Origin of the sequence: Dactylococcopsis salina PCC 8305, assembly GCF_000317615.1 — a bacterium.
Lineage (GTDB): Bacteria > Cyanobacteriota > Cyanobacteriia > Cyanobacteriales > Rubidibacteraceae > Halothece > Halothece salina.
The window spans coordinates 2,822,476-2,842,389 of record NC_019780.1 but is presented as its reverse complement, the minus strand read 5'-3'; the positions used below and the strand labels follow the sequence as shown (position 1 = coordinate 2,842,389).

The 19,914-nt window shown below is 42.3% G+C and carries 20 protein-coding genes and 3 pseudogenes; 10 read left to right on the top strand and 13 right to left on the bottom strand.

Annotated elements, in window-relative coordinates:
• The first annotated feature begins 507 nt into the window (after positions 1 to 507).
• Positions 508 to 1,308 carry a hypothetical protein gene (locus DACSA_RS13715; protein WP_015230332.1) on the top strand — a complete coding sequence of 267 codons (801 nt, stop codon included), beginning with the start codon at positions 508 to 510 and terminating at the stop codon, positions 1,306 to 1,308.
• On the opposite strand, the gene DACSA_RS13710 is transcribed toward DACSA_RS13715, so the two are convergent.
• Positions 1,305 to 3,326, bottom strand: coding sequence for an Rne/Rng family ribonuclease (locus DACSA_RS13710; protein WP_015230331.1), 2,022 nt, complete (start codon positions 3,324 to 3,326; stop codon positions 1,305 to 1,307). The two genes, DACSA_RS13715 and DACSA_RS13710, sit on opposite strands and share 4 nt — an antisense overlap.
• A gap of 637 nt (positions 3,327 to 3,963) precedes the next feature.
• On the opposite strand from DACSA_RS13710, the gene DACSA_RS22250 reads away from it, so the two are divergent.
• The gene (locus DACSA_RS22250; protein WP_071880325.1) at positions 3,964 to 4,179 is read left to right on the top strand and encodes a hypothetical protein; all 216 of its coding nucleotides are present in this window, start codon (positions 3,964 to 3,966) and stop codon (positions 4,177 to 4,179) included.
• Here DACSA_RS22250 and DACSA_RS13705 read toward each other — a convergent pair.
• A complete protein-coding gene (locus DACSA_RS13705; RefSeq protein ID WP_015230330.1) occupies positions 4,126 to 4,764 on the bottom strand; it encodes a histidine phosphatase family protein in 639 nt (212 codons plus the stop codon). The two genes, DACSA_RS22250 and DACSA_RS13705, sit on opposite strands and share 54 nt — an antisense overlap.
• A gap of 98 nt (positions 4,765 to 4,862) precedes the next feature.
• On the opposite strand from DACSA_RS13705, the gene DACSA_RS13700 reads away from it, so the two are divergent.
• Complete coding sequence (locus DACSA_RS13700; RefSeq protein WP_015230329.1) at positions 4,863 to 5,081, top strand: TIGR03643 family protein; 219 nt, start codon at positions 4,863 to 4,865, stop codon at positions 5,079 to 5,081.
• 157 nt (positions 5,082 to 5,238) lie between these two features.
• On the opposite strand, the gene DACSA_RS13695 is transcribed toward DACSA_RS13700, so the two are convergent.
• A complete protein-coding gene (locus tag DACSA_RS13695) occupies positions 5,239 to 5,736 on the bottom strand; it encodes a hypothetical protein (RefSeq protein ID WP_015230328.1) in 498 nt (165 codons plus the stop codon).
• A gap of 191 nt (positions 5,737 to 5,927) precedes the next feature.
• On the opposite strand from DACSA_RS13695, the gene DACSA_RS13690 reads away from it, so the two are divergent.
• Both DACSA_RS13690 and DACSA_RS20815 read left to right on the top strand, forming a co-directional pair.
• Positions 5,928 to 7,616 (top strand): polysaccharide deacetylase family protein, encoded by a 1,689-nt coding sequence (locus DACSA_RS13690; protein WP_015230327.1) that lies wholly within the window; start codon positions 5,928 to 5,930, stop codon positions 7,614 to 7,616.
• 104 nt (positions 7,617 to 7,720) lie between these two features.
• Positions 7,721 to 7,954, top strand: a complete 234-nt coding sequence (locus tag DACSA_RS20815) for a hypothetical protein (RefSeq protein ID WP_015230326.1) — start codon at positions 7,721 to 7,723, stop codon at positions 7,952 to 7,954.
• A 465-nt stretch (positions 7,955 to 8,419) separates the two neighbouring features.
• Here DACSA_RS20815 and DACSA_RS23100 read toward each other — a convergent pair.
• A pseudogene (locus DACSA_RS23100) lies at positions 8,420 to 8,554 on the bottom strand (ABC transporter ATP-binding protein); the annotation flags it as partial.
• Here DACSA_RS23100 and DACSA_RS22895 point away from each other — a divergent pair.
• Entirely contained in the window at positions 8,532 to 8,705 is a 174-nt protein-coding gene (locus DACSA_RS22895; protein ID WP_156800797.1) for an energy transducer TonB family protein, read from the top strand. The pseudogene DACSA_RS23100 and the gene DACSA_RS22895 overlap by 23 nt on opposite strands.
• A gap of 295 nt (positions 8,706 to 9,000) precedes the next feature.
• Here DACSA_RS22895 and DACSA_RS21660 read toward each other — a convergent pair whose 3' ends face one another.
• The 3 genes from DACSA_RS21660 to DACSA_RS13680 form a co-directional block, all read right to left on the bottom strand.
• Positions 9,001 to 9,333 carry a hypothetical protein gene (locus tag DACSA_RS21660; RefSeq protein WP_015230324.1) on the bottom strand — a complete coding sequence of 111 codons (333 nt, stop codon included), beginning with the start codon at positions 9,331 to 9,333 and terminating at the stop codon, positions 9,001 to 9,003.
• Positions 9,251 to 9,490, bottom strand: coding sequence for a hypothetical protein (locus DACSA_RS13685; RefSeq protein WP_041235494.1), 240 nt, complete (start codon positions 9,488 to 9,490; stop codon positions 9,251 to 9,253). Before DACSA_RS13685 ends, DACSA_RS21660 begins: the two co-directional genes overlap by 83 nt.
• Positions 9,491 to 9,701: 211 nt before the next feature.
• The gene (locus DACSA_RS13680; RefSeq protein WP_015230323.1) at positions 9,702 to 10,004 is read right to left on the bottom strand and encodes a hypothetical protein; all 303 of its coding nucleotides are present in this window, start codon (positions 10,002 to 10,004) and stop codon (positions 9,702 to 9,704) included.
• 600 nt (positions 10,005 to 10,604) lie between these two features.
• Between DACSA_RS13680 and DACSA_RS13670 the strand changes: the two genes are divergently transcribed.
• Positions 10,605 to 11,462 carry an SPOR domain-containing protein gene (locus DACSA_RS13670; protein WP_015230321.1) on the top strand — a complete coding sequence of 286 codons (858 nt, stop codon included), beginning with the start codon at positions 10,605 to 10,607 and terminating at the stop codon, positions 11,460 to 11,462.
• Between the two features lie 14 nt (positions 11,463 to 11,476).
• Here the strand turns inward: DACSA_RS13670 and DACSA_RS13665 are convergent, their stop codons facing one another.
• Entirely contained in the window at positions 11,477 to 11,899 is a 423-nt protein-coding gene (locus DACSA_RS13665) for a hypothetical protein (RefSeq protein WP_015230320.1), read from the bottom strand.
• 250 nt (positions 11,900 to 12,149) lie between these two features.
• On the opposite strand from DACSA_RS13665, the gene DACSA_RS13660 reads away from it, so the two are divergent.
• Complete coding sequence (locus tag DACSA_RS13660; RefSeq protein WP_015230319.1) at positions 12,150 to 12,740, top strand: PEP-CTERM sorting domain-containing protein; 591 nt, start codon at positions 12,150 to 12,152, stop codon at positions 12,738 to 12,740.
• Positions 12,741 to 12,817: 77 nt separating this feature from the next.
• Here DACSA_RS13660 and DACSA_RS13655 read toward each other — a convergent pair whose 3' ends face one another.
• The 5 genes and pseudogenes from DACSA_RS13655 to DACSA_RS13645 form a co-directional block, all read right to left on the bottom strand.
• On the bottom strand, positions 12,818 to 13,462 hold the full coding sequence (locus DACSA_RS13655) for a phosphoribosyltransferase (protein ID WP_015230318.1): 645 nt from the start codon (positions 13,460 to 13,462) through the stop codon (positions 12,818 to 12,820).
• On the bottom strand, positions 13,440 to 15,101 hold the full coding sequence (gene cimA, locus DACSA_RS13650; protein WP_015230317.1) for a citramalate synthase: 1,662 nt from the start codon (positions 15,099 to 15,101) through the stop codon (positions 13,440 to 13,442). Before cimA ends, DACSA_RS13655 begins: the two co-directional genes overlap by 23 nt.
• An 83-nt stretch (positions 15,102 to 15,184) precedes the next feature.
• Positions 15,185 to 15,331: pseudogene (locus DACSA_RS23095) on the bottom strand (RNA-guided endonuclease IscB); the annotation flags it as partial.
• A gap of 376 nt (positions 15,332 to 15,707) precedes the next feature.
• Positions 15,708 to 16,073 carry a hypothetical protein gene (locus DACSA_RS20805; protein ID WP_156800795.1) on the bottom strand — a complete coding sequence of 122 codons (366 nt, stop codon included), beginning with the start codon at positions 16,071 to 16,073 and terminating at the stop codon, positions 15,708 to 15,710.
• 76 nt (positions 16,074 to 16,149) lie between these two features.
• Positions 16,150 to 16,842 (bottom strand): glutathione S-transferase family protein, encoded by a 693-nt coding sequence (locus DACSA_RS13645; RefSeq protein WP_015230316.1) that lies wholly within the window; start codon positions 16,840 to 16,842, stop codon positions 16,150 to 16,152.
• 83 nt (positions 16,843 to 16,925) lie between these two features.
• Between DACSA_RS13645 and DACSA_RS13640 the strand changes: the two genes are divergently transcribed.
• On the top strand, positions 16,926 to 17,816 hold the full coding sequence (locus tag DACSA_RS13640) for a ParA family protein (RefSeq protein WP_015230315.1): 891 nt from the start codon (positions 16,926 to 16,928) through the stop codon (positions 17,814 to 17,816).
• Between the two features lie 249 nt (positions 17,817 to 18,065).
• Positions 18,066 to 19,760 (top strand): annotated as a pseudogene (gene hsdR / locus DACSA_RS13635) (EcoAI/FtnUII family type I restriction enzme subunit R); the annotation flags it as partial.
• Positions 19,761 to 19,914 lie beyond the last annotated feature (154 nt).

The following is a 19,914-nucleotide window of genomic DNA, read 5'->3' as shown; positions in this document are numbered from 1 at the left end:
TTTCTCACCCTTCTAGTAATAAAAAGTAGGTTGGGTGGAGCGAAGCGAAACCCAACACCAATTACCTAGTAATAAAAAGTAGGTTGGGTGGAGCGAAGCGAAACCCAACACCAATTACTAAACTTAATATAAGATGACATGGTGTTTGGTGATGTTGGGTTATCACCGAACCGACTTCGACATGATTGATGTTGGGTTATCACCCAACCTACTTCGACATGATTGATGTTGGGTTATCACCCAACCTACTTCTACTCCTCTTTCCGGTGATGTTGGGTTATCACCCAACCTACTCCTCTTTCCGGTGATGTTGGGTTATCACCCAACCTACTTCTTTTTCAGGTGATGTTGGGTTATCACCCAACCTACTTCTCACCTCAGGTGATGTTGGGTATTATTCGACCGACTTTGGCTTTTTTCATATTGTAAAGGGATACTGCCAAGAGCGGTGGGGTTGATGATACAGTAAGTGAATCATCAGAGGAGATGTTGGAGAACTACAAGGTAATGACAGAAGAAAATCAGAGTCCCGCCGAAGAGTCAGAAACAAGGAAACAAGGATTTTTTACTCGGCTAACCATCAATGTCTTAAAAGGGATCATCACACGGTTACAAAGCACAGTTGATCAGTTAGAATTTGCTTCAGTGACGGAAACGGATCAATCTCAACCAGCGATCGAGGAACTTCGCGGTTGGGACAAAATTCTCAGACAAATAAGAGACAAAATTACTCTCTTCAAGCCGCTTCCCGATTGGCTACTAACGACAATTTTAGTCGGTGGGAGTGTTGCCATTGTTTGGGGAGTCATCGCGATCGTTCCAGAAGACTTATTCCAAGAAACGGTTTCCCCTACAGAAGTCTCTCAGCAACCAGAAATATCAGAAAAACCAGAACCTCCCATCCCCCTTCCCGAAGAAACGATCGAGCCAGAAACGCCCCCTCAACCCGAACCCGAACCCGAAACCCCTGAACCCGAACTCACGCCAGAACAGGGGTTAATTGCTGCTATCCAAGAACAAGTTTCAGAAATCACCACCCGTTATGCGGAAGGATTGATTGCGTCTCTAGAAGCGAATTTTCGAGATGGTCGCTTGATTATTGCGGTAAATGAGGACTGGTTTAACCTCTCTGCCGATCGCCAGGATGAACTCTCTAAAGAAATGTTAGCTCGATCGCGCAAACTCGACTTTACAAAACTGGTTCTCACCACACCTGATGGTAAACTTTTAGCCCGTAGTCCAGTGGTGGGAGAAAAGATGGTCATTCTCCAACGAACAAACCCCTCTTCTCCCGAAAAACCTGCTTAGTTTTCTCTCGCAGAAGAACGACGACGACGGCGGCGAATTACTTTCGGTTCGGAGGGCGTTTCTTTCTCTTTCTCCGTCTCCGTGTTTGACGCTACCGATGTTTCAGTTTTGGTTTCCTCAACACTGGATGCTGTTGTTTCCGAAGGGGTGGGAACAGAATCGGGAGTGGTTTCTGTTTCCTCTGTCTCAGTGGAAACCTCTTCCTGTTGTTCCTCATCCTCTCCACTTTCAACGGGGTGAGATTCCACAGGCGTTTTTGTTTCTATTTCCGTTCCCGAATCCTGTTCCGTTGTGCCATTTTCTCCTGGGGAAACCGCATAAACCAAAGTCTTGCGTCGATCGACCTCTTCATCTAATCGCACCAATGGCGACAATCCCATCAACGCATACATCTCCTGTTCCAAAGGAGTCATCTCCACTGCAACTTTCTTCTTCGGTTCTTCCCGTTGCGCCGGTCGTCCTCCTGTTTTCGTCTTAATCTCTTTACTCTCTTTGCCGTTTTTCTGGCTAGACTCTGAGTCACCATTCGACCCTTTCGCGCCATTATTCAGCTTTGGTTTCGGCGTTGATTCTGTTTTCGCTGGTGGATCGATCGTGCGACGACGACGACGACGGTTGACGTTATCTCCGCTTGATTCTTGATAACTGGGATGATTCATCAACTCTAAATCAGAGTTGTCCGCTGGCGGTGAGATGAACTCAGAGTCTTCCTCTGTTTCCTCAACATTCACCCGCGAAGGCGACGGAATCGTTGTCGCTGAAACCGCAGGAACAGGATCATGTTCCCCTGGTAAATGAGCCAAATGACCTAAACCCGCACAAGTGGGACAAGTTTGTCCGAAAATCTCATACAGACTTTGTCCTTGACGCTTACGAGTCAACTCAATCAACCCTAATTCTGATAATTGAGAAATTTGTGGACGCGCCTTGTCTTTTTTCAAAGCCTGTTCAAAATTCTCTAATACCTTCATTTGATCCTGTCGGGAGTCCATGTCGATGAAATCAACAATAATTACCCCCCCAATTTTCCGTAATAACAACTGACGAGCAATTTCTACCGCCGCTTCACAATTTGTCCATAAAACGGTTTCTCTGGAAGTCGCCGATCGAGTAAATGATCCAGAGTTCACATCAATTACCGTCAGTGCTTCTGTGGGTTCAATGATGATATAACCACCAGAAGGGAGATCAACTCTCGGTTTGAGTGCTTCTCGAATCGCCGCATTAACGCGAAAATACTCTAAAATTGACTGTCTTTCCCGATGATGATCCACTAATACCCCATTGGGCGATCGCCCGCCATTCCAACTGGCAAGTTGTTGTTTGACTCGTTTCACCCCAATATTGGAATCAACGACAATTCGATTCACATCACTGGTATAAATATCTCTTAACACTCTTTGAATGAAATCATCATCACGATTTAATAATGCGGGGGGACGAGTAGTATTCGCGCCTTGTTGAATGGACTCCCACTGTTGTTTGAGAAGTTCTAAATCTTCGATAATTGCTTCTTCGGGTTGTCCTTCCGCTTCCGTGCGGATTAATAATCCCATTCCTGCGGGTTTAATTAAAATCCCTAACGCTCGCAAACGGCTTCGATCGCCCTCTTTGCTAATTCGTCGAGAGAGATTAACTCCTCGTCCATAAGGCATCAGCACCAGATAGCGTCCAGGTAAACTAATATTACCCGTCAAACGGGGACCTTTATTTCCCGTCGGCTCTTTCATCACTTGGACTAAAGCCTTTTGCTGAGGAGCGACTAACTCTGTAATTGCTCCAGCGCTGCGTTTCAGACGCAAGGGACCCAAATCGGTGACATGGATAAACCCATTCCGTTCCGCATCTCCGATATTAACGAAAGCCGCATCAATGCCAGGGATGACATTTTCCACAACGCCGAGAAAAATATCACCAACTTGTTGATTTCCCGTAGCTACGACAATCTCTTCAATGAGATTTTCCGAAAAAATTGCGGCGGTGTGGTGTTGCTCGGCAATAATAATCTGTTTTGACATTCAATTTCCTCAAATTGCTTCCATAATTTTTTTTTGAATTGAGACGTTTACTCAAACGCCTTGATTTGACTAACTCTTCCCTCTTTTCAGGGAGTGGGTAAAGAGGGATACTTTCATCGCACTAGCATAATTGAATAGCAAGTAACCAATTATCAATGACATCAGATAAGTTGATTTGCCTTGATTCGGTTAATCGTTGCGTTGTGATAATAGTCTGAATGGTTGATTGAACCTGTTTGGCTTCACTGTTGGTTTTTATAGGTAAGCCACAAACGAAAAAGAATGAAATCGGTTTTTTATCAAGAACTCTCGAACAAAAAGCATCAATAAGTCAACGCAACTTTAAGCATCATTCCGAAAGACAAAGGATTGTGCTATCTCTGGATTTAATCCTCAGTTGTCTAGCGACTTCCAATGTCCCTGCCATTCTATCACGAATCCCCACAGTTATTTTCCATAATCAAAAGGGCGAGATGCTGTTAGATCAGAATTTTGGATTTGACAAAATAAACTAATATATGTTATGAGCAACGTCTTGATGTTCGGTAAATTGATGGGATGATTTCTAAACGTATAGTGCGAAGGAGGAAAAGGGAAATGAAATCAGTGGTTTTTTCCACAAAAACTCCCCCGTGATGTGGAAAACGATCGGGTTTTAAGAAGCATCGATCGATTACACTTTTTACCAATGCTAGGATTAGGCGCGATTTCTTATGGCTTTGGCGGTTTAGACAAGGGAGAAATGGGAGACAAGGGAGTGATTTTTCTCCCCCATCCTCCCCATCTCCCCCATCTTGCCTTAACTACCCGCGCGATCGCGCAATGCTTGATCCATGAACGATCGATCGCCTAAACTTTCAATTAAAGGTCCGTGTCGATCGAGTTTAATCAAACACAAAGAAGCGGCTAAAAAGCCAATGCGATCGCGATATCGTCCTAAATCAATTCCCAGTAAACTACAAACAATAATCCGTAATGTTGCCTTGTGAGAAACAATTAAAATATTACCGTGAGCGTATTTCGATCGAATCTCACTGATTACCGCCGAAGCGCGAGTAGCAATTTCGACGGCAGTTTCCCCATCTGTGGGAGGATTCCAAGCCGGTTCTCGCAGCCAATTAATATAATCTTCATTATAGTGTTCCTTTACCCAGTCGCTACTTTTCGCCTCCCACGCACCATAACGAATTTCCTTCAAACCGTCTCGTTGTTGCATTTCCAAGCCAACCGCATCACATAACGGTTTAGCCGTCGCCACCGTTCGTTTCATTGGGCTACAATAGATCGCATCCCATTGGAGACTAGAATAGGCTTTAGCAAACGCCTCCGCCATTTGATAACCTTCAGTGGTTAAATCGGGATCGGTTTCGCCACAATAGTTACCCGTTTGGCTGTAAGTGGTTTCCCCGTGTCGTAGTAAATATAATCGCAAGCTCATAACAATATGTCAGATCAGTCGTTAAAGGGTTAATGCTCTCGATAATCATAATCGAAAAATAGCCCTGATTGATGAGAGTAGATCAACCAATTTAAAGAATGAAATCAAATCAATTGAATTTTGAAGACATTGAACGTATTATTGAAATGGCTTGGGAAGATGATATTCCCTTTGACGCGATCGAAGCTCAATATGGTCTAAAAGAACAGCAAGTTATTGAATTAATGCGAAGCCGTTTAAAACCATCTAGCTTTAAAATGTGGCGCAAACGAGTCAGTGGTCGTAAAACCAAGCATGAGAAAAAAAATCAGACTTAAAACTACTATAATTTTCGAGAATTATTACCATTGTGGAGAAGTCAAATTACAACAAATCCCCCCTAACCGCTTTGAAAGGGGGGAATAATAATTTGGTGTGTAGTGCCAACTACTCAAGAATGAAATATTGAACCAAAAATTACTCTTTAGAGTCGTATTATTGGGAAACTTCTTGTTGCAATTGTTGTCGGGCATCTGCTGCTAAAACCAAACAGAGTAAAGCCACAGCACTTTGCCATTGTTGACGAATGTGGCTATCCTCAACTTTCTCAAATAAACTGACTAAACGAGGAATTGCTTGTTCTAAAGCAACAGGAGGCACTGGACGATGTAAAGCGACTAAATGTTCAATACTTTCTTGATTATTGAGAAAGTTCGCAACCCAAGTGGTCGTATGATTAGGGCTATCGGGAACACGCTTAATTTTAAGTTCTTGTTTTAGCCAGGTATAAAATGCGGGTAATTGATTTTCTAATACTGATTTAGCAGTAGGCAGCGTTTCTCGCAATAGAGACAGATCAAGGGTGCTTAATTCATTTTGAAACTCCTCTTTTTTCGGGAGTTCGATCGCGCTTAACTGTAATAATTCTTCAACTTTTGCTCTAGATAAGTTTAGATTTTCTGTGAAAGTATCGACAGTTGCTTGTTGATTCATGATCAGTATTTCTTCTTTCTTGACTGTACTATCTACGATTACAAAAAAAATCAATAATGTCTCTGAGATACCTCAAATAAGCCTGATATTGCTAAACTCTAGATGAATATTGTTATTTCTGATGAAAAATGGTATAGTTTTCGCGGCAAAAATTGACAACTAGCCAACTAAAAACATTCTGTGGGTTTATCATGTTGCGAAAGTCTAGAACAAAAGTTGGTCGTGTCACTCGTCCTCAACCGATGCTTAACCTCAGTCTTTTCCTTCTTGGGGTGAGTTTTTTCGGGACAGTTAGCTACATCATTATTAAAAATAATACTTCTCAGGAATCTCTATCCATACCAGCAAGATCAGGACTAAATGCCATTTCGGAAAGGACTAATGTTATTAGCGAAAGTTTACCACCAGAGATTCCGAAAAGCCCTTGGCCCGAAATCAACGAACACGCTAGACAGGCGAAAGTGCCGATCGTCATGTACCATGATATTCTTCCAGAAAAGGAAGTTTTTTTTGATGTTACTCCAGAAGAATTAAACCATCATTTCCGAAAAATTGCCCTAGCTGGTGCAACTCCCATTAGCTTCGATCGACTGCTCAATCATTTACAAACAGGAACACCTCTACCCGAAAAACCGATCTTATTAACCTTTGATGATGGTTATGGTGGACATTACAAATATGTATATCCCCTATTGAAAAAATATAATTATCCAGCCACCTTTTCCATTTATACGAATAAGATGGAAATAACAACCGGTCGTACCAGTGTCACTTGGGAACAACTACAGGAAATGGCAAATGACCCCCTAGTAACAATTGCGTCTCACAGCATTAGTCATCCCAACGACTTAAGAGAATTATCAGATCAAGACCTAAAAAAAGAAATTTTTGACTCGAAAGCAATTTTAGAAAAGCGACTCGGTATCGCGATCAAATACTTTACCTATCCCGTCGGAAAACATGATCAACGAGTGCGAGAACAAGTAAAAAAAGCAGGATATAAAGCCGCTTTAGAAATGAAAAATAACAATACTGACTTCGCGGGAGAATCAGAAAACCTACTCAGTATTGCTCGTTTTGGACAGTCTCGCTTAGAAACTGTATTATTGCAAGCATGGGGCGGTCATCCCCTACCGCGTCAAGACGGCAGCTATAACTTTAACACTCCCATCCGCAAAAGCACCCATGAGGTGGGAAGACATGAAGTAACAATAATTACAGGAGGACGACCAAAAACAATTCACGCCGACAGTCGTTATCAAGTGGAAGAAATTATTGAGGGAACGCAAGCCCAAGCAGCAGTAGATGGCGCATTTTTCTCCTTAAAATATCTAGATTCTAATGTCTTAATTGGTCCAAGTCTCAGTCATCACAATTCAGAATTTTCTGCTGGGAATAAGGGGGAAAATAAATCTCTGGTCGATCGTCCTCTGGTTTTAATTGCTTATGATCAAGTTAAGTTCGTTCCTTTCAACCCTGAAAAACATGATACCCTCACCGAGTTAAGAGAAATACTATCAGGGGTTAGTGATGCGTTTGTGGCAGCCGCTTGGTTAGTGAAAGACAATCAACCCCAACCTTATCGTACCTTTACGGATTTATATGGCTTTGATGCCATGCGTTTTCGTGCCTTTTGGGGAATTAACCAAGCTGGACAACCCGTTATCGGAGTTTCTCAAACACGGCTGGATGCGGTGACTTTAGGAGAAGTTTTACAGGAAGTTGGTTTACGAGAAGCAGTGATGTTAGATTCTGGCGCCAGCACGGCTTTGGTTTATCAAGGAGAATCGTTAATGAGGTTTGTACCGCGTCCTGTGCCTCATGTGGTTGCGCTTTATCCGCCTCAAGCGTTTCGCATTCAAGCCCATGATCGGAATTAATCTTTTCTGTTAATTCCGAATTGTGGAATGGGAATGATGTTTGATTCAACGTGAGAATCCGTTTGCATACCATATTTTCTTGATTTCACCCACTACTTTTTCTTATGGTAAGTTTTCAGTATTTCGTTCAATTCTTATGCTCGATCGAGGCTTGTCAATACGGGGAGGGGGGATATGAGGAACGAGTTTCCTTGCTTTCAGAGACGTTTTCTAAAATTGGCAACACTTCCCATTATCTAGAAATACTCTATCAGGAAACTCGATCGAGCGCAACCCTTGAAAAAAAATTTTTGCTTTTAATGACTTCTCTGGGGGTGGCGGTTGGGGATGATGTTTAATTCAACTTCAAATCTGATTGCATACCATATTTTTAGAGTTTTGCTCAATCAATGATAAACCGTAGGTTGGGTGTAGCGAAGCGAAACCCAACACCAATTATAAGGAATTACCTAAACCTGGTATTATTCCCCCCTTGATGGTGTTGGGTTACGTCACCTTCACCCAACCGACTGGGATGGTGTTGGGTTACGTTACCTTCACCGAACCTACATTTTTGTCCCCCATCTCCATTGTGGGGTGGGGAGATGATGTTTAATTCAACTTCAAATCTGATTGCGTACCATATTTTTAGAGTTTTGCCTGCGGTTAGTGATTTTTTGTGGTCAGCTTAATCTAACTTAATGTTTATTTCGACTCCTAAAAGGAGAAGAGGAAATCGCAAGCAACCAACGAATTACTTGTTGTTCGATCGCTTCTGATTCAACGATGACGATCGAGATCAACAATCGTTTTCTTCGCTAACAGCGATCGGATAAATTTATTTCATGTAACACCGTCACAATCGTTAACTGTCTATGATTGAGAGTTTTTAATAACTCCAAAAGCTGTAACTGGTAATGTAAATCGAGATAAGTTGTGCTCTTGGGATGTGGTAGTAAACCAGAAATCAATTTCGAGGTAGAAGTACGCCCGATCGTTAGTATTCAAGTTAATCCAGGTGGTTCTGTCACCAGTGCGACGATCGCTCGATCGAGTGGGAAAAGTCGCCTCGATACAGGAACGTCAGCGTCAACTCGAACAACAGGATGATCCTCCTGAACTCTTGCAGCCCAAAGAAGGGGAAGAGATGCCAGAATTATTGCAACCCGAATCTGATTAAAAAACTAATCGAGTTTACTTTTTCTCGTTAATCCGATATGATTAGGTTGCACAATCGCCACACCTAGATCAAATTTGAGGTTGCTTCTCCCCTGCATTAATTCGGTTATCTGTCAACCTTTCTTTACAAAGTTTATAATTTCCCTCGAAAAATTGGTTTAAGTAAACGTGCAAAGACTTGAGAAGACTTGAGCAAATGCCACGAGGTTATAGGGGTTTGATGGGGCTAAATTGATAAAAAGACAGACCATCCCGTGGGATTATCATTATTATCAGCATACCTGAAAGGGCGCAATTTCGTCATCCGTACTCCCGAACCAAGTTCGGGAGCCTGCGGATGACCGTTGCTCAATATTTTGCTCCCTAGAAAAATGGTTAAGAGGCGATCGGTCAGTTGTCCGCGAAGACGAGTGACTAGCAGATGATCCTCACCAAAGGAATGTAACCATTGCCCATCTAACTGCCAACTGAAAAAATTACTTATGATGCTGCAACTGTAGTTTTTGCTGCCAGACTCCGATCGTCCGAGACTGATAGTTATTAACCGCCAAACCCACATCGATCGGATTTGCAGACTGTACTTTTAGGTTTAACATACTCTCCCCAACCTGAGAACCAGCGGCTAACTCCGCCGTTAAATTCTCCAGCAATCGATAACGCGCGATCGAGCTTCCAATAACGCCGCAAAACTGACTGACTCTCCAAAGGTAACGCAACCCAACACCAAATCAGTAGGTTGTAGGTTGGGTGAAGGTAACGTAACCCAACACAGTTTTAAAGATGATTTTAGACTGACAAAAATGCTCTATAACTCACTGAAAAAAACTTCTAATGATTGTGTATTTTTTCGGAAGAAATAATGCTCAGTGAGTCCTCTCGTTGATTAAAAAAGGTTCTTAAAAAAAGACGTAACTTGATGTTCTTAAACTAAGCATTAACAACCGCTTTTGACTCTGATTTCTCTTCCAAATCAAAAGAAACCTCTACCGCTTCCGATGGAGAATTGGTTTTCTGAGTCACCTTCACCGCTTGGAAATTTGGCGTTTCCCATAAAGTAATCGCCTCCCAAGTTTCCCAGGTGGGAAGGAATGGTGAATCAGCCAAAGAACAGGCTTGCCAATCTCCTCTTACTGGCGCACTGAGTTTCTGACACATCCCTCCTCTGCGCCCTTGGGGGGAGTAGTGACGACAATGTCTGCAAACCGAGGGTAAATTATTGGGAGTTCTCATAGCTTTTTCCTCAATGCGATATAGTTTTGATCTTAAATCCTATAGTCTTATTATCTATTCTCTCTTAATTTATCTTGATCCCCTCAAAAGCTCACGGTATCTTCATTTAGTGATCCCCACCGAAAAATAAAAGTTTATTTTTTCTTTATATTTGCTTTATAAATATAAATAATTGCTCCAGATCGGGATGCTCAAGGAAATCGAGGAAAAAATAAGTAAAATTACTGCTTTCTCCGTAAAATCCAAAAATAAAGCTAATTCTAAGAGATTAAAACCGAGAGAAATAATTTTCGCTTTACTAAGAAACATCCCTTCTGAAATAACAATAATTAAGGACTCATTATTAATACAAAATTTGAGTGTAGTAGGGTTTGCCTTGCCCACCCTACAAGATGTAACATCTACTTTCTAAATTGGTATTACTCATTATTAATACAAAATTTGAGGTGTAGTAGGGTTTGCAAGGCAAACCCTACAAGATGTAACATCTACTTTTTAATTGGTATTACGAAGTTAGAAGCGATAAAAGACAAGGTAAACCGTTATAATTCCCGTAAAATAGTAACTGCTCAGTTATTGCAGTAAAAATCGCGGATCAATATGGATTCTCATACTCAAATCAATCCGAAGCAAGAAAAGGCGACCTTACATCCCAAATTGCAAATCGCCTTGAGCAGTTTTAATGTTAACCTCGAAGAGGAGTTAGACCGATTTCAGTCCAGTCAAAAACAGCGTAAAGGAATCGTTGTCTCTCAAGAGCAATCGGACTCACCTTCTCTCACTTCTTCCCCTTCTGAATCTTCATTTCTAACGGAAATCGAACCAGAAACTAAGTTTGACGAACCAGACAGCTATTTAGCTTCTTCAGAAGAGTTATTACGAACTTTAAGTCAGCAAGAAGAAAACACCACTCCTCCCTCAAGGAAATCGACTCCCACTAAACAAACCTCGGTGTGGAGTTATTTATTCACTCCTCTCGGTATCGCTGGAATGTTAATTTTTATCCTCGCGGGAACTTTGGTCAGTCTAACTTTAATCAATCTCGGAGAAAATCGTCTCAGCGCTTCTTCTGGTGAGGTGGAAACGTTACCCCCAGAACCGAAATTAGAGTCTCCAGAGTCTTCTTCTGAGGAGACAATCCCTAATCGTCCGAATTTAGCCGCAGATGAGTTTGTAGAACTTGATCAGGACAATCTAGTAGAAGCGGAACCAGCGACAGAACTTCCCCCCTCAGAAAAACCCAGTTGTGGCGGCAATTTTTATTGTGTTGTGGTGGAAAATCCCAACCAAACTGAGTATAAAAAAACTCGTCAACTGGTGGCTGATGCTTACTTGCGAGAATTTCCTCAAGTAGGTCAAGTGTTGCAAGTGGGAGCGTTTGATACTGAATCTCGCGCTAAGACTTTATTACAGAGACTTGAGGAACAAGGGATTACGGCGACGATCTATTCTCCTTAATTGTTCTTAATGAATTATTGATCGGTTGCGGTTTTTGATCTTTCTGCTTGAACACTCGCTTCGATCGCATCGAAAGTTTTAATGACCAAACGTCTCGCTTCTAAGTTCCAACCCCATTTTTGAATTTGATACGCCGCATAAAACCCGATCGCGGTCGCAATGAAATCAAGGGGTTGTTGTGATGATATCCCAAATAATAACCCTAACCCACCAATTCCCCAGAAAGGTAAGGCGACGGTTTGACGATTGTCTTCCACCACCTTCGCAATCGGATTTTTCGGCATTTCCGCCTCAATTTGGTCACGAATCGCCTTTTGTTGGGGATAGGGAACAACAAAGCTAAATTGGCGACGTAGTTTCTCAATTTTACGTGCTTCGGTGCTATATTCCGTTAGTTCGTTTTCCGCCGTCCAGATTAATTTTTCTGTTTGATTCATGGTAAATGCTCTGTATATTGTCCCTTTAATTATCCCATCCCACACAGTCCAGATGCTTAATATTTTTTAACAAAGTTCTGATCGTAGTGAAACCTCAGATACAGGGTTTATTCTGCTTCCAGTAGGAGATGCTTGCTTGCACTTAAGTATTGTTTCGATTATATGCTTGCACTTAAGTATTGTTTCGATTATGATAGAAACACAATATAGATTTCAATCACATATAGAGAAAAAATAAGAGGGAAAAACCATGAATCAGCAATCAAGAACAGTCTTCAAATCGGGGGCTTTATTAGTGAGTGCGATCGCGCTTACAAGTTTAATCTCATCACCTGCAAGAGCGAAAGGCGGCCCCCCTTCTTTTGATGACCCAGTAGCGTGTTCCACAAACAACCTGTCCGGAGCAAGTAACTGTTTAGGTTCTTTTAGCGGTAACGATGCTAACTCTAACCTCAGTGGTTCATTCGGGATTAATGACTGGCAACAATTTTCTAAAATCGATAGTAACTCTGGCTCTAACAGTAATCTTTCTGTTGGTGGTGGTAATACCAGTGGAACTTGGTCACTCAACGGATTAAACTCTAATTCTGACTATATGGTTGCTCTTAAAGGTGGCCCCTCTTACAGTCTTTATTATCTCGGTCGCGGCGAAACCACAGCAGGCGGATCATGGAATACAGAAGGTCTAGCCAAAGGAAATGGCAAACCCTCCCCTGGGCTGTCTCATTTTACCGTTTATCAAGGCAACAGCCAAGCTGTTCCCGAACCAACAACCATACTAGGTGTAATGATGGCGGGAGGAATTGGTGCCTGGTGTAAAAACAAGTTCAATCGATCCTAACTAAATTTTTCAGTAAAAAGTAGGTTGGGTGGAGGGAAGCGAAACCCAACACTATTTATAAACAATTACTGGCTCGGTTAATTCAGATAAGAAATCGCTTCTACGGTTGAAACTTGCGGAAAGTGCTTGTAGAACCGTCCCACATTCATAAACGGATCAGGAGTTTGCAAAATTAGCACTCGATCGCAACGTTCTAAAAATTCCACTTTCGTTTCTGGAGGTGCGACGGGTGCAGCTACCCAAATCTCTGTCGGTTGCTTTTCCCGTAAGGAAGTGACAGCCGTGATCATGGTCATGCCAGTAGCGATCCCATCATCCACAACAATGATAATTGTATTTTCTAGATGCTCCATTGAGGCGCAATAAGGATTAAACTGTTCTTGTAGCTCGATCGCGCCTTGTAGGGCGTTTTCCCTTGCCTTGTCCAACTCCTGCTGATTTTTTCGTTTCAAATAGGGAGATTGCGCCCAAACCGTCGTTCCATCTGGGGTTACTGCCCCTAATGCTAACTCAGGATTAGAGGGAAGAGAGATTTTTTTCGCCGCTAACACATCTAAAGGACAGTTTAAACGTTGCGCGATCGGTGCTGCCACAGGAATCCCACCGCGAGGAAGCGCACACACCCTAACCGATAAGGTCACTCCCTCTAAAGCGGTTACAATCTCCGTCGCTAGACTTTCCCCAGCACGCCAGCGATTTTCATACAACGTTGTTTCCGACACGATAATCACTCTCTACAACGGTTTCCCCTTTCCTTTGTAATAAACCATACTCAATGCCAGCAACCACCGCTTGATAAGAGGCATCTAAGATATTAGAAGAAACCCCGATCGTTGTCCAGCGTCGCTTCCCATCACTGGATTCTACCAAAACTCTTGTCACCGCATCAGTTCCGGCGGTACTATCCAAAATTCGCACCTTGTAATCCGTTAAATGAAAATCAGCAATTTGGGGATAAAACTTCACTAACGCCTTCCGTAACGCCGCATCTAACGCCGAAACCGGACCATTTCCCTCCGCCGCTTCTAAAATATCCTCACCATTGACACTTACCTTAATTGTCGCCACCGCATCACTAAGCAAAGCCTCCTCACCGCGCAACATATCACAGTTCACCTGAAAGCCTTTCAATTGGAACATTTCCAGACGTTGCTGTAATAACTCATACACCAACAACTCAAAACTAGCTTCGGCGACTTCAAACTGATAGCCCTGATTTTCTAATTCTTTGGTTCGTTGTAGAATGTCAGCACAAGCAGGGTCTTTTCTATCCAAATTAATACCAAATGCGCGAGCTTTCGCCACAATGTTACTAATTCCAGCTTGATCTGAAATGACAATGCGCCGTTCATTACCGATGACATTCGGGTTAATATGTTCGTAGGTGAGAGGATTTCGTTCCACTGCGGACACATGAATCCCCCCTTTATGAGCAAACGCAGAGCGTCCCACATAAGGCGCGTGAGGATCAGGGGCAAAGTTGACGATTTCATCAATAATGCGACTGGTTGGCGTAAGTTTCGTTAATTGTTCTGATTCTAAACAGGAGTAATTCAGTTTTAATTGTAGATTCGGAATCACGGAACAGAGATTAGCATTACCACAACGTTCTCCGTAACCATTGATTGTTCCTTGTACCATTCTCGCGCCATTTTCCACCGCAACTAAGGAACTGGCTACGGCGGTTTCTGAGTCGTTGTGAGTATGAATCCCTAATTTGGGCGATTGCTCATCATTGGGGTTAATTCCTAAATGTTTGACCACCGTTTGCACAACCGAACTGACGGTTTGCGGTAGCGTGCCACCATTAGTATCACATAACACTAACCATTCTGCACCCGCTTCTACTGCTGTAGTTAAGGTTTTGAGAGCGTATTCAGGGTTAGATTGATAGCCATCAAACCAATGTTCCGCATCATAGATTACTTTTCTCCCGTTCGATCGTAACAGCGCGATCGTGTCTCGAATCATCGCACAATTTTCGTCTAAGGTGGTTTTTAAGCCCTCAGTGACGTGCAAATCCCAAGACTTGCCAAAAATCGTCACCCAGCGTGTTCCAGCAGCTAAAATCGTCTGTAGCATCGGATCATTTTCCGCCGACTTATGAGGGCGACGAGTAGAACAAAACGCCACCACTTCTGCTTGGGAAAGGGGTTCTTCTTTCAATTGCCAGAAAAACTGAACATCTTTCGGGTTGGCACCGGGCCATCCTCCCTCAATGAAGGGGATTCCCAATTCGTCTAATTTGTGGGCAATTTTTAATTTGTCTTCTACAGAGAGGGAAATTCCTTCTTGTTGTGAACCATCTCTGAGAGTTGTGTCATAAATCCAGACACCATTTTTAGTTTGATTTAAAGTCATCTTTTCTTCGTGCTGGAGACTCCCAATATAATCTCTGATTTATTGGGAGAGGAAAGCACGTCCTCCACTTGATATGTTTACAATTAATTTGCGTATGCGAATCCATCTTTTTGATGAACTAATTTACAGTATTTGTGGGAAATTCCTTGCACTAAACCTGACTTAGTTTTTATGTTGAAACTTCCTGAAGTTCTTACTGCTACTCTTCCAACATATTCTCCTTTTTTCTTTCATGAAAGTAACGTATGCTTAACCACAGAGCAGGGAACTAGCACGTATTCCGAGGTGTGATGGCTTTAGAAACGTAGCCCTGCACTTCGACACGCGAGCGTGTCCGCGAAGTCGAAGGGCTTAGGCTGGTCAACTTGTGGACTCCAATAAGCCCCCGTTATAACCCCCCAAGAGGTTTAACGGTGGGTCGTTGACTCCTCAATATTTAATTTACTGACTGAATCTGTTTTTCAATGTTAAACAATTTCTGTTTCCTATGGTATATCGCAATTCTAAATCAGTTGTAAATTCCTGCATTTGATCCCCCCTTTAATTCCCCCCTTATTAAGGGGGGTTAGGGGGGATCGTAAGTTAAGCTACTTTTTACAAATGAGATCATCTTGTTATATAGGAATCCCAAATGATTTGTAAATTAATCCCCTCTACTGCCTTTGAAAGGGGGAAAGGAGAGAGTAACTTTTTTCTCAGTTCTATTGAGCTATCCCCCCTAACCCCCCTTTGAGAGAGTAATCTTTTTCTCAGTTCTATTGAGCTATCCCCCCTAACCCCCCTTTGAGAGAGTAATCTTTTTCTCAGTTCTATTGAGCTATCCCCCCTAACCCCCCTTTGAGAGAGTAATCTTTTTCTCAGTTCTATTGAGCTATCCCCCCTAACCCCCCTTTGAGAGAGTAATCTTTTTCTCAGTTCTATTGAGCTATCCCCCCTAACCCCCCTTTGAAAGGGGGGAACTGTTATATGCAAATTTTAGATTAATTGTCAATTCTCTCGCCCCAACCGCCAATAAAGTTAGACTAATAACGGCTGTATAAACAATTAATTAGTTGTCGCGCATTTCTTGAGCGGTGACACTATTAACCGTATTATTAGCATATTTTTGGTATTGTGCAATATAAAACTCCGAAGCATTTTTAATGTTTTGTACCGAGTCTCGTTCTGACATTGTGCGCCACCAATGTTGAAGAAAAGAACAGGTTTTAGGGAGAAAAACCGATCGATAATGTTCTAAAATACAGAATCTTTCAAACCAGGGATAAAAGGTTAAATCAACAAGAGAAAGACGATCGCCGAGCCAATAATCGCCGTTTTCACTCAGTTTTCTCATGCCTTCAGTTTCCATAAAGTTTAAGTGTTCTCGGAATTGATTTTTCCATTTGGTCTGTTTTTCTGGGTCTTGTTCCAACAACATTTTATAAAATACAGGAACGAGTTTTGTGTTGGCAAAATCAATCCAAATTCTAGCAAAAGCTCGATCGGATGCCGTTTTTGGCATTAAAGAAATATCGGGAAATGCTTCATCAATGTATTCGTTAATTATCGCTGATTCCCAGATGCAATTATTGTCGTGTTTAATGACAGGAACTTTGCCATAAGGAGAAATCTCAGAAAACCAATCTGGCTTGTTATTAAGATCAATTTCAATCAGTTGGAAATCAAGTCCTTTTTCTAGTAACGTTAAACGAGTGCGATGGGCAAAAGGACAAACACTCGCGCTATAAAGTTTAATCGTCATGGAAAATGATCCTTTTTGATTTGCTCGATCGATGCTAATTTCATGGTAAACTAAGCTCGATCGTGCTGCCAAAAACTGCCACAATGGGAATTGTTATTAGTACCGTTAACATGAAAGGAGGCGTGGGAAAAACCACCCTCACCGTCAATCTTGCCACCTGTTTAGCGAAAAACCATCAGAAACGAGTATTAGTGGTTGATCTCGATTCACAAATCAGCGCCACACTGAGTTTAATGCCTCCCCAAGAATTTAGCAAAGTTCGCCGCCGTCGTCGCACCCTCAGTTATTTAATTGATAAAATTGTTCGCCCTAACATTCGTCGCAAATACGACACCCCCGACTTAATTTATTCTCAAATTTGTGGCATTAGTGGTTTAGAATTATTAGCAGGAGATATTGAACTTTATGACGAGTATTTAGTTTCTAAAAAACTCCACGAGGAAGCGATTTCTAATTCGGGACAAGATTTTAATCAGGCTTGGGATAATTTTGAATCAACTTTAGTTCAGAAAATTATTCAGCCTGTAATTAATGATTATGATTTTATCATTATGGATTGCGCTCCAGGTTATAATTTATTAACTCGCAGTGGCATCGCCGCCAGTGATTTTTATTTATTACCCGCACGCCCCGAACCGTTATCATTAGTAGGAGTTCAACTCTTAGAAAAGCGAATCACTCGTTTAAAAGCCAACGATAAAAGTGAATCAGAACAATTACAAAAATTACGTTTATTAGGAATTGTTTTTATTTTATCAAGTGGGGGATTATTCGGTCGTTATTACAAACAAGTCATCCAAAGAATCCAACAAGATTTTACTCCTGATCAAATTTTTCAGCAACAAATTCCGATGGATGTTAATGTAGCAAAAGCAGTGGATACCTTCACCCCTGCGGTTTTAGCAATGCCTAACTCTTCGGGTTCAAAAGCCTTTTCTCAATTAACGGAAGAACTTTTAAAGAAGATTAATTAGGGTTTGCTGAAAAAGTTCATGTTTTTGGTGTAGTAAGGCTTGCATGCAAGAGGCAAGAGGGAAGATGGGGGAGATGGGGGAGATGGGGGAGATGGGGGGAGATGGGGGAGATGGGGGAGATGGGGGAGAAAAATCGCTCCCATTGCTCCCTTGTCCTCCTTGTCTCCCTTGTCCTCCTTGTCCCCCTTGTCTCCCTTGTCTCCCTTGTCTCCCTTGTCCCCCTTGTCTTCCTTGTCTCCCTTGTCTCCCTTGTTATTTCTTGCGGATCGTAATGCGTTAGTGGATCAAACTAAGACAAACGACTTTCAGCCCTTTGGCGGTGCGATGCAGAAATTAACCCGAAAATTGGTGGATGAGAAAGGGCGCATTGATAGTTCTTATGAGATTTATTTAGCCCTGTATCAAGCATTGGTGGGAGATGAGGAACGAGAAAGCATTTACAGCAAGTTCGATCGAGATTTTTTTGATTTAGTGGTGATTGATGAGTGTCATCGGGGGAGTGCTGCGGAAGATTCCACCTGGCGACAAGTGTTGGACTATTTCCACAGCGCGATCCAAATTGGCTTAACCGCAACTCCAAGAGAAACGGAATATATTTCTAATATTGATTATTTTGGCGAACCGATTTACACCTATTCCTTGCGACAAGGGATTGAAGATGGGTTCTTAGCCCCGTTTAAGGTGGTGCAAGTCAATTTAGATATTGATCTCGAAGGATGGACACCAGACGCGGGGGAAACAGATGATTATGGACAGTTGATTGAGGAACGAGATTATAATGTACGGGATTTCGATCGCGCGATCAAATTTCCTCAACGCACCCAAGAAGTCGCTGCATATATTACGGAATTTATCCATGATGGCGATCCGATGCGAAAAACCATCATTTTCTGTGAGAACATTGATCATGCCGAAGCCATGCGACAAGCGTTGATGAATGTGCCAGCGAATCGTCCTTTTGTCCAGCGCGATCGGCGTTATATCATGCGAATTACAGGGGATGAAACTGAAGGAAAAGCCCAACTGGATAACTTTATCAATCCCAAAGAAGCCTATCCCGTCATTGTCACCACATCTAAACTAATGACCACAGGGGTTGACGCGCAGACTTGCCATGTCATTGTTTTAGATCGACGGATTCAATCATTGACCGAGTTTAAGCAGATTATTGGACGGGGAACTCGTTTAAGAACCGATTACAATAAGCATTACTTCACCATCATTGATTTTCGCAACGCCACCCATAATTTTGAGGACCCCGACTGGGATGGTCCCCCGATTCAAGATGAAAATTACAGTCAGACTTATCGCACAGGTAACACAGACGAAGAAATCAGCGAAGTTTTAGAAGGGGAAGAGGCTAGTGTTAATCCGCAACAGAAGTATGTGGTTGGAAAACAAAGATTTTCTGTCGCCAGAGAACGAACAAGTTATTATGACACCAGTGGCGAGTTAGTAACCGAATCTTTACGGGATTATACCCGTCGCACGGTTAACGAAACCTATCAATCTTTAGATGAATTTCTCAAACGTTGGCAAGACAGCGATCGTAAACAGGCGATTATCGAGGAATTACAACAGCAAGGAGTCTTTTTAGAGGCTCTACAAGACATGGTAGGACAAGATTATGATCCCTTTGACCTAATTTGTCATATCGCGTTCGATCGACCGCCCTTAACCCGTAGAGAACGCGCAGAGAAAGTTCGCAAACAGGATGTATTTAGCAAATATGGGGAGAAAGCAAGGGCGGTACTGGATGCGCTGTTAGAAAAGTATGCGGATCAAAATGTTATTCCCGCAGGAGATACAAAAGTATTAAAGCTAAATCCCTTTACAGAAATCGGAACGCCCGTGGAAATCGTCAAAACCTTTGGTGGGAAGAAACAATATCAGGAAGCGGTACGAGAGTTACAGCAATTGCTTTATGATGACGAAAGCGCTTGAATAATGCCAATGATGAGGAGTCACGTAGGGTGGGCAATGCCCACCAGAGCTAATTGAGCTTTGATCTAGATTTTACTCTTAGAGTTAAATCCCCGACAGATCGCCTTGACAGTCACGTAGGGTGGGCAATGCCCACCAGAGCTAATTGAGCTTT

What these genes read in the sequence shown, in the direction of transcription:
- DACSA_RS13715 (WP_015230332.1), top strand. Translation starts at nt 508, where the DNA reads ATGACAGAAGAAAATCAGAGTCCCGCCGAAGAGTCAGAAACAAGGAAA.
- DACSA_RS13710 (WP_015230331.1), bottom strand. Translation starts at nt 3,326, where the DNA reads ATGTCAAAACAGATTATTATTGCCGAGCAACACCACACCGCCGCAATT.
- DACSA_RS13705 (WP_015230330.1), bottom strand. Translation starts at nt 4,764, where the DNA reads ATGAGCTTGCGATTATATTTACTACGACACGGGGAAACCACTTACAGC.
- DACSA_RS13700 (WP_015230329.1), top strand. Translation starts at nt 4,863, where the DNA reads ATGAAATCAAATCAATTGAATTTTGAAGACATTGAACGTATTATTGAA.
- DACSA_RS13695 (WP_015230328.1), bottom strand. Translation starts at nt 5,736, where the DNA reads ATGAATCAACAAGCAACTGTCGATACTTTCACAGAAAATCTAAACTTA.
- DACSA_RS13690 (WP_015230327.1), top strand. Translation starts at nt 5,928, where the DNA reads ATGTTGCGAAAGTCTAGAACAAAAGTTGGTCGTGTCACTCGTCCTCAA.
- DACSA_RS20815 (WP_015230326.1), top strand. Translation starts at nt 7,721, where the DNA reads ATGGTAAGTTTTCAGTATTTCGTTCAATTCTTATGCTCGATCGAGGCT.
- DACSA_RS21660 (WP_015230324.1), bottom strand. Translation starts at nt 9,333, where the DNA reads ATGTGGGTTTGGCGGTTAATAACTATCAGTCTCGGACGATCGGAGTCT.
- DACSA_RS13680 (WP_015230323.1), bottom strand. Translation starts at nt 10,004, where the DNA reads ATGAGAACTCCCAATAATTTACCCTCGGTTTGCAGACATTGTCGTCAC.
- DACSA_RS13670 (WP_015230321.1), top strand. Translation starts at nt 10,605, where the DNA reads ATGGATTCTCATACTCAAATCAATCCGAAGCAAGAAAAGGCGACCTTA.
- DACSA_RS13665 (WP_015230320.1), bottom strand. Translation starts at nt 11,899, where the DNA reads ATGAATCAAACAGAAAAATTAATCTGGACGGCGGAAAACGAACTAACG.
- DACSA_RS13660 (WP_015230319.1), top strand. Translation starts at nt 12,150, where the DNA reads ATGAATCAGCAATCAAGAACAGTCTTCAAATCGGGGGCTTTATTAGTG.
- cimA (WP_015230317.1), bottom strand. Translation starts at nt 15,101, where the DNA reads ATGACTTTAAATCAAACTAAAAATGGTGTCTGGATTTATGACACAACT.
- DACSA_RS13645 (WP_015230316.1), bottom strand. Translation starts at nt 16,842, where the DNA reads ATGACGATTAAACTTTATAGCGCGAGTGTTTGTCCTTTTGCCCATCGC.
- DACSA_RS13640 (WP_015230315.1), top strand. Translation starts at nt 16,926, where the DNA reads ATGGGAATTGTTATTAGTACCGTTAACATGAAAGGAGGCGTGGGAAAA.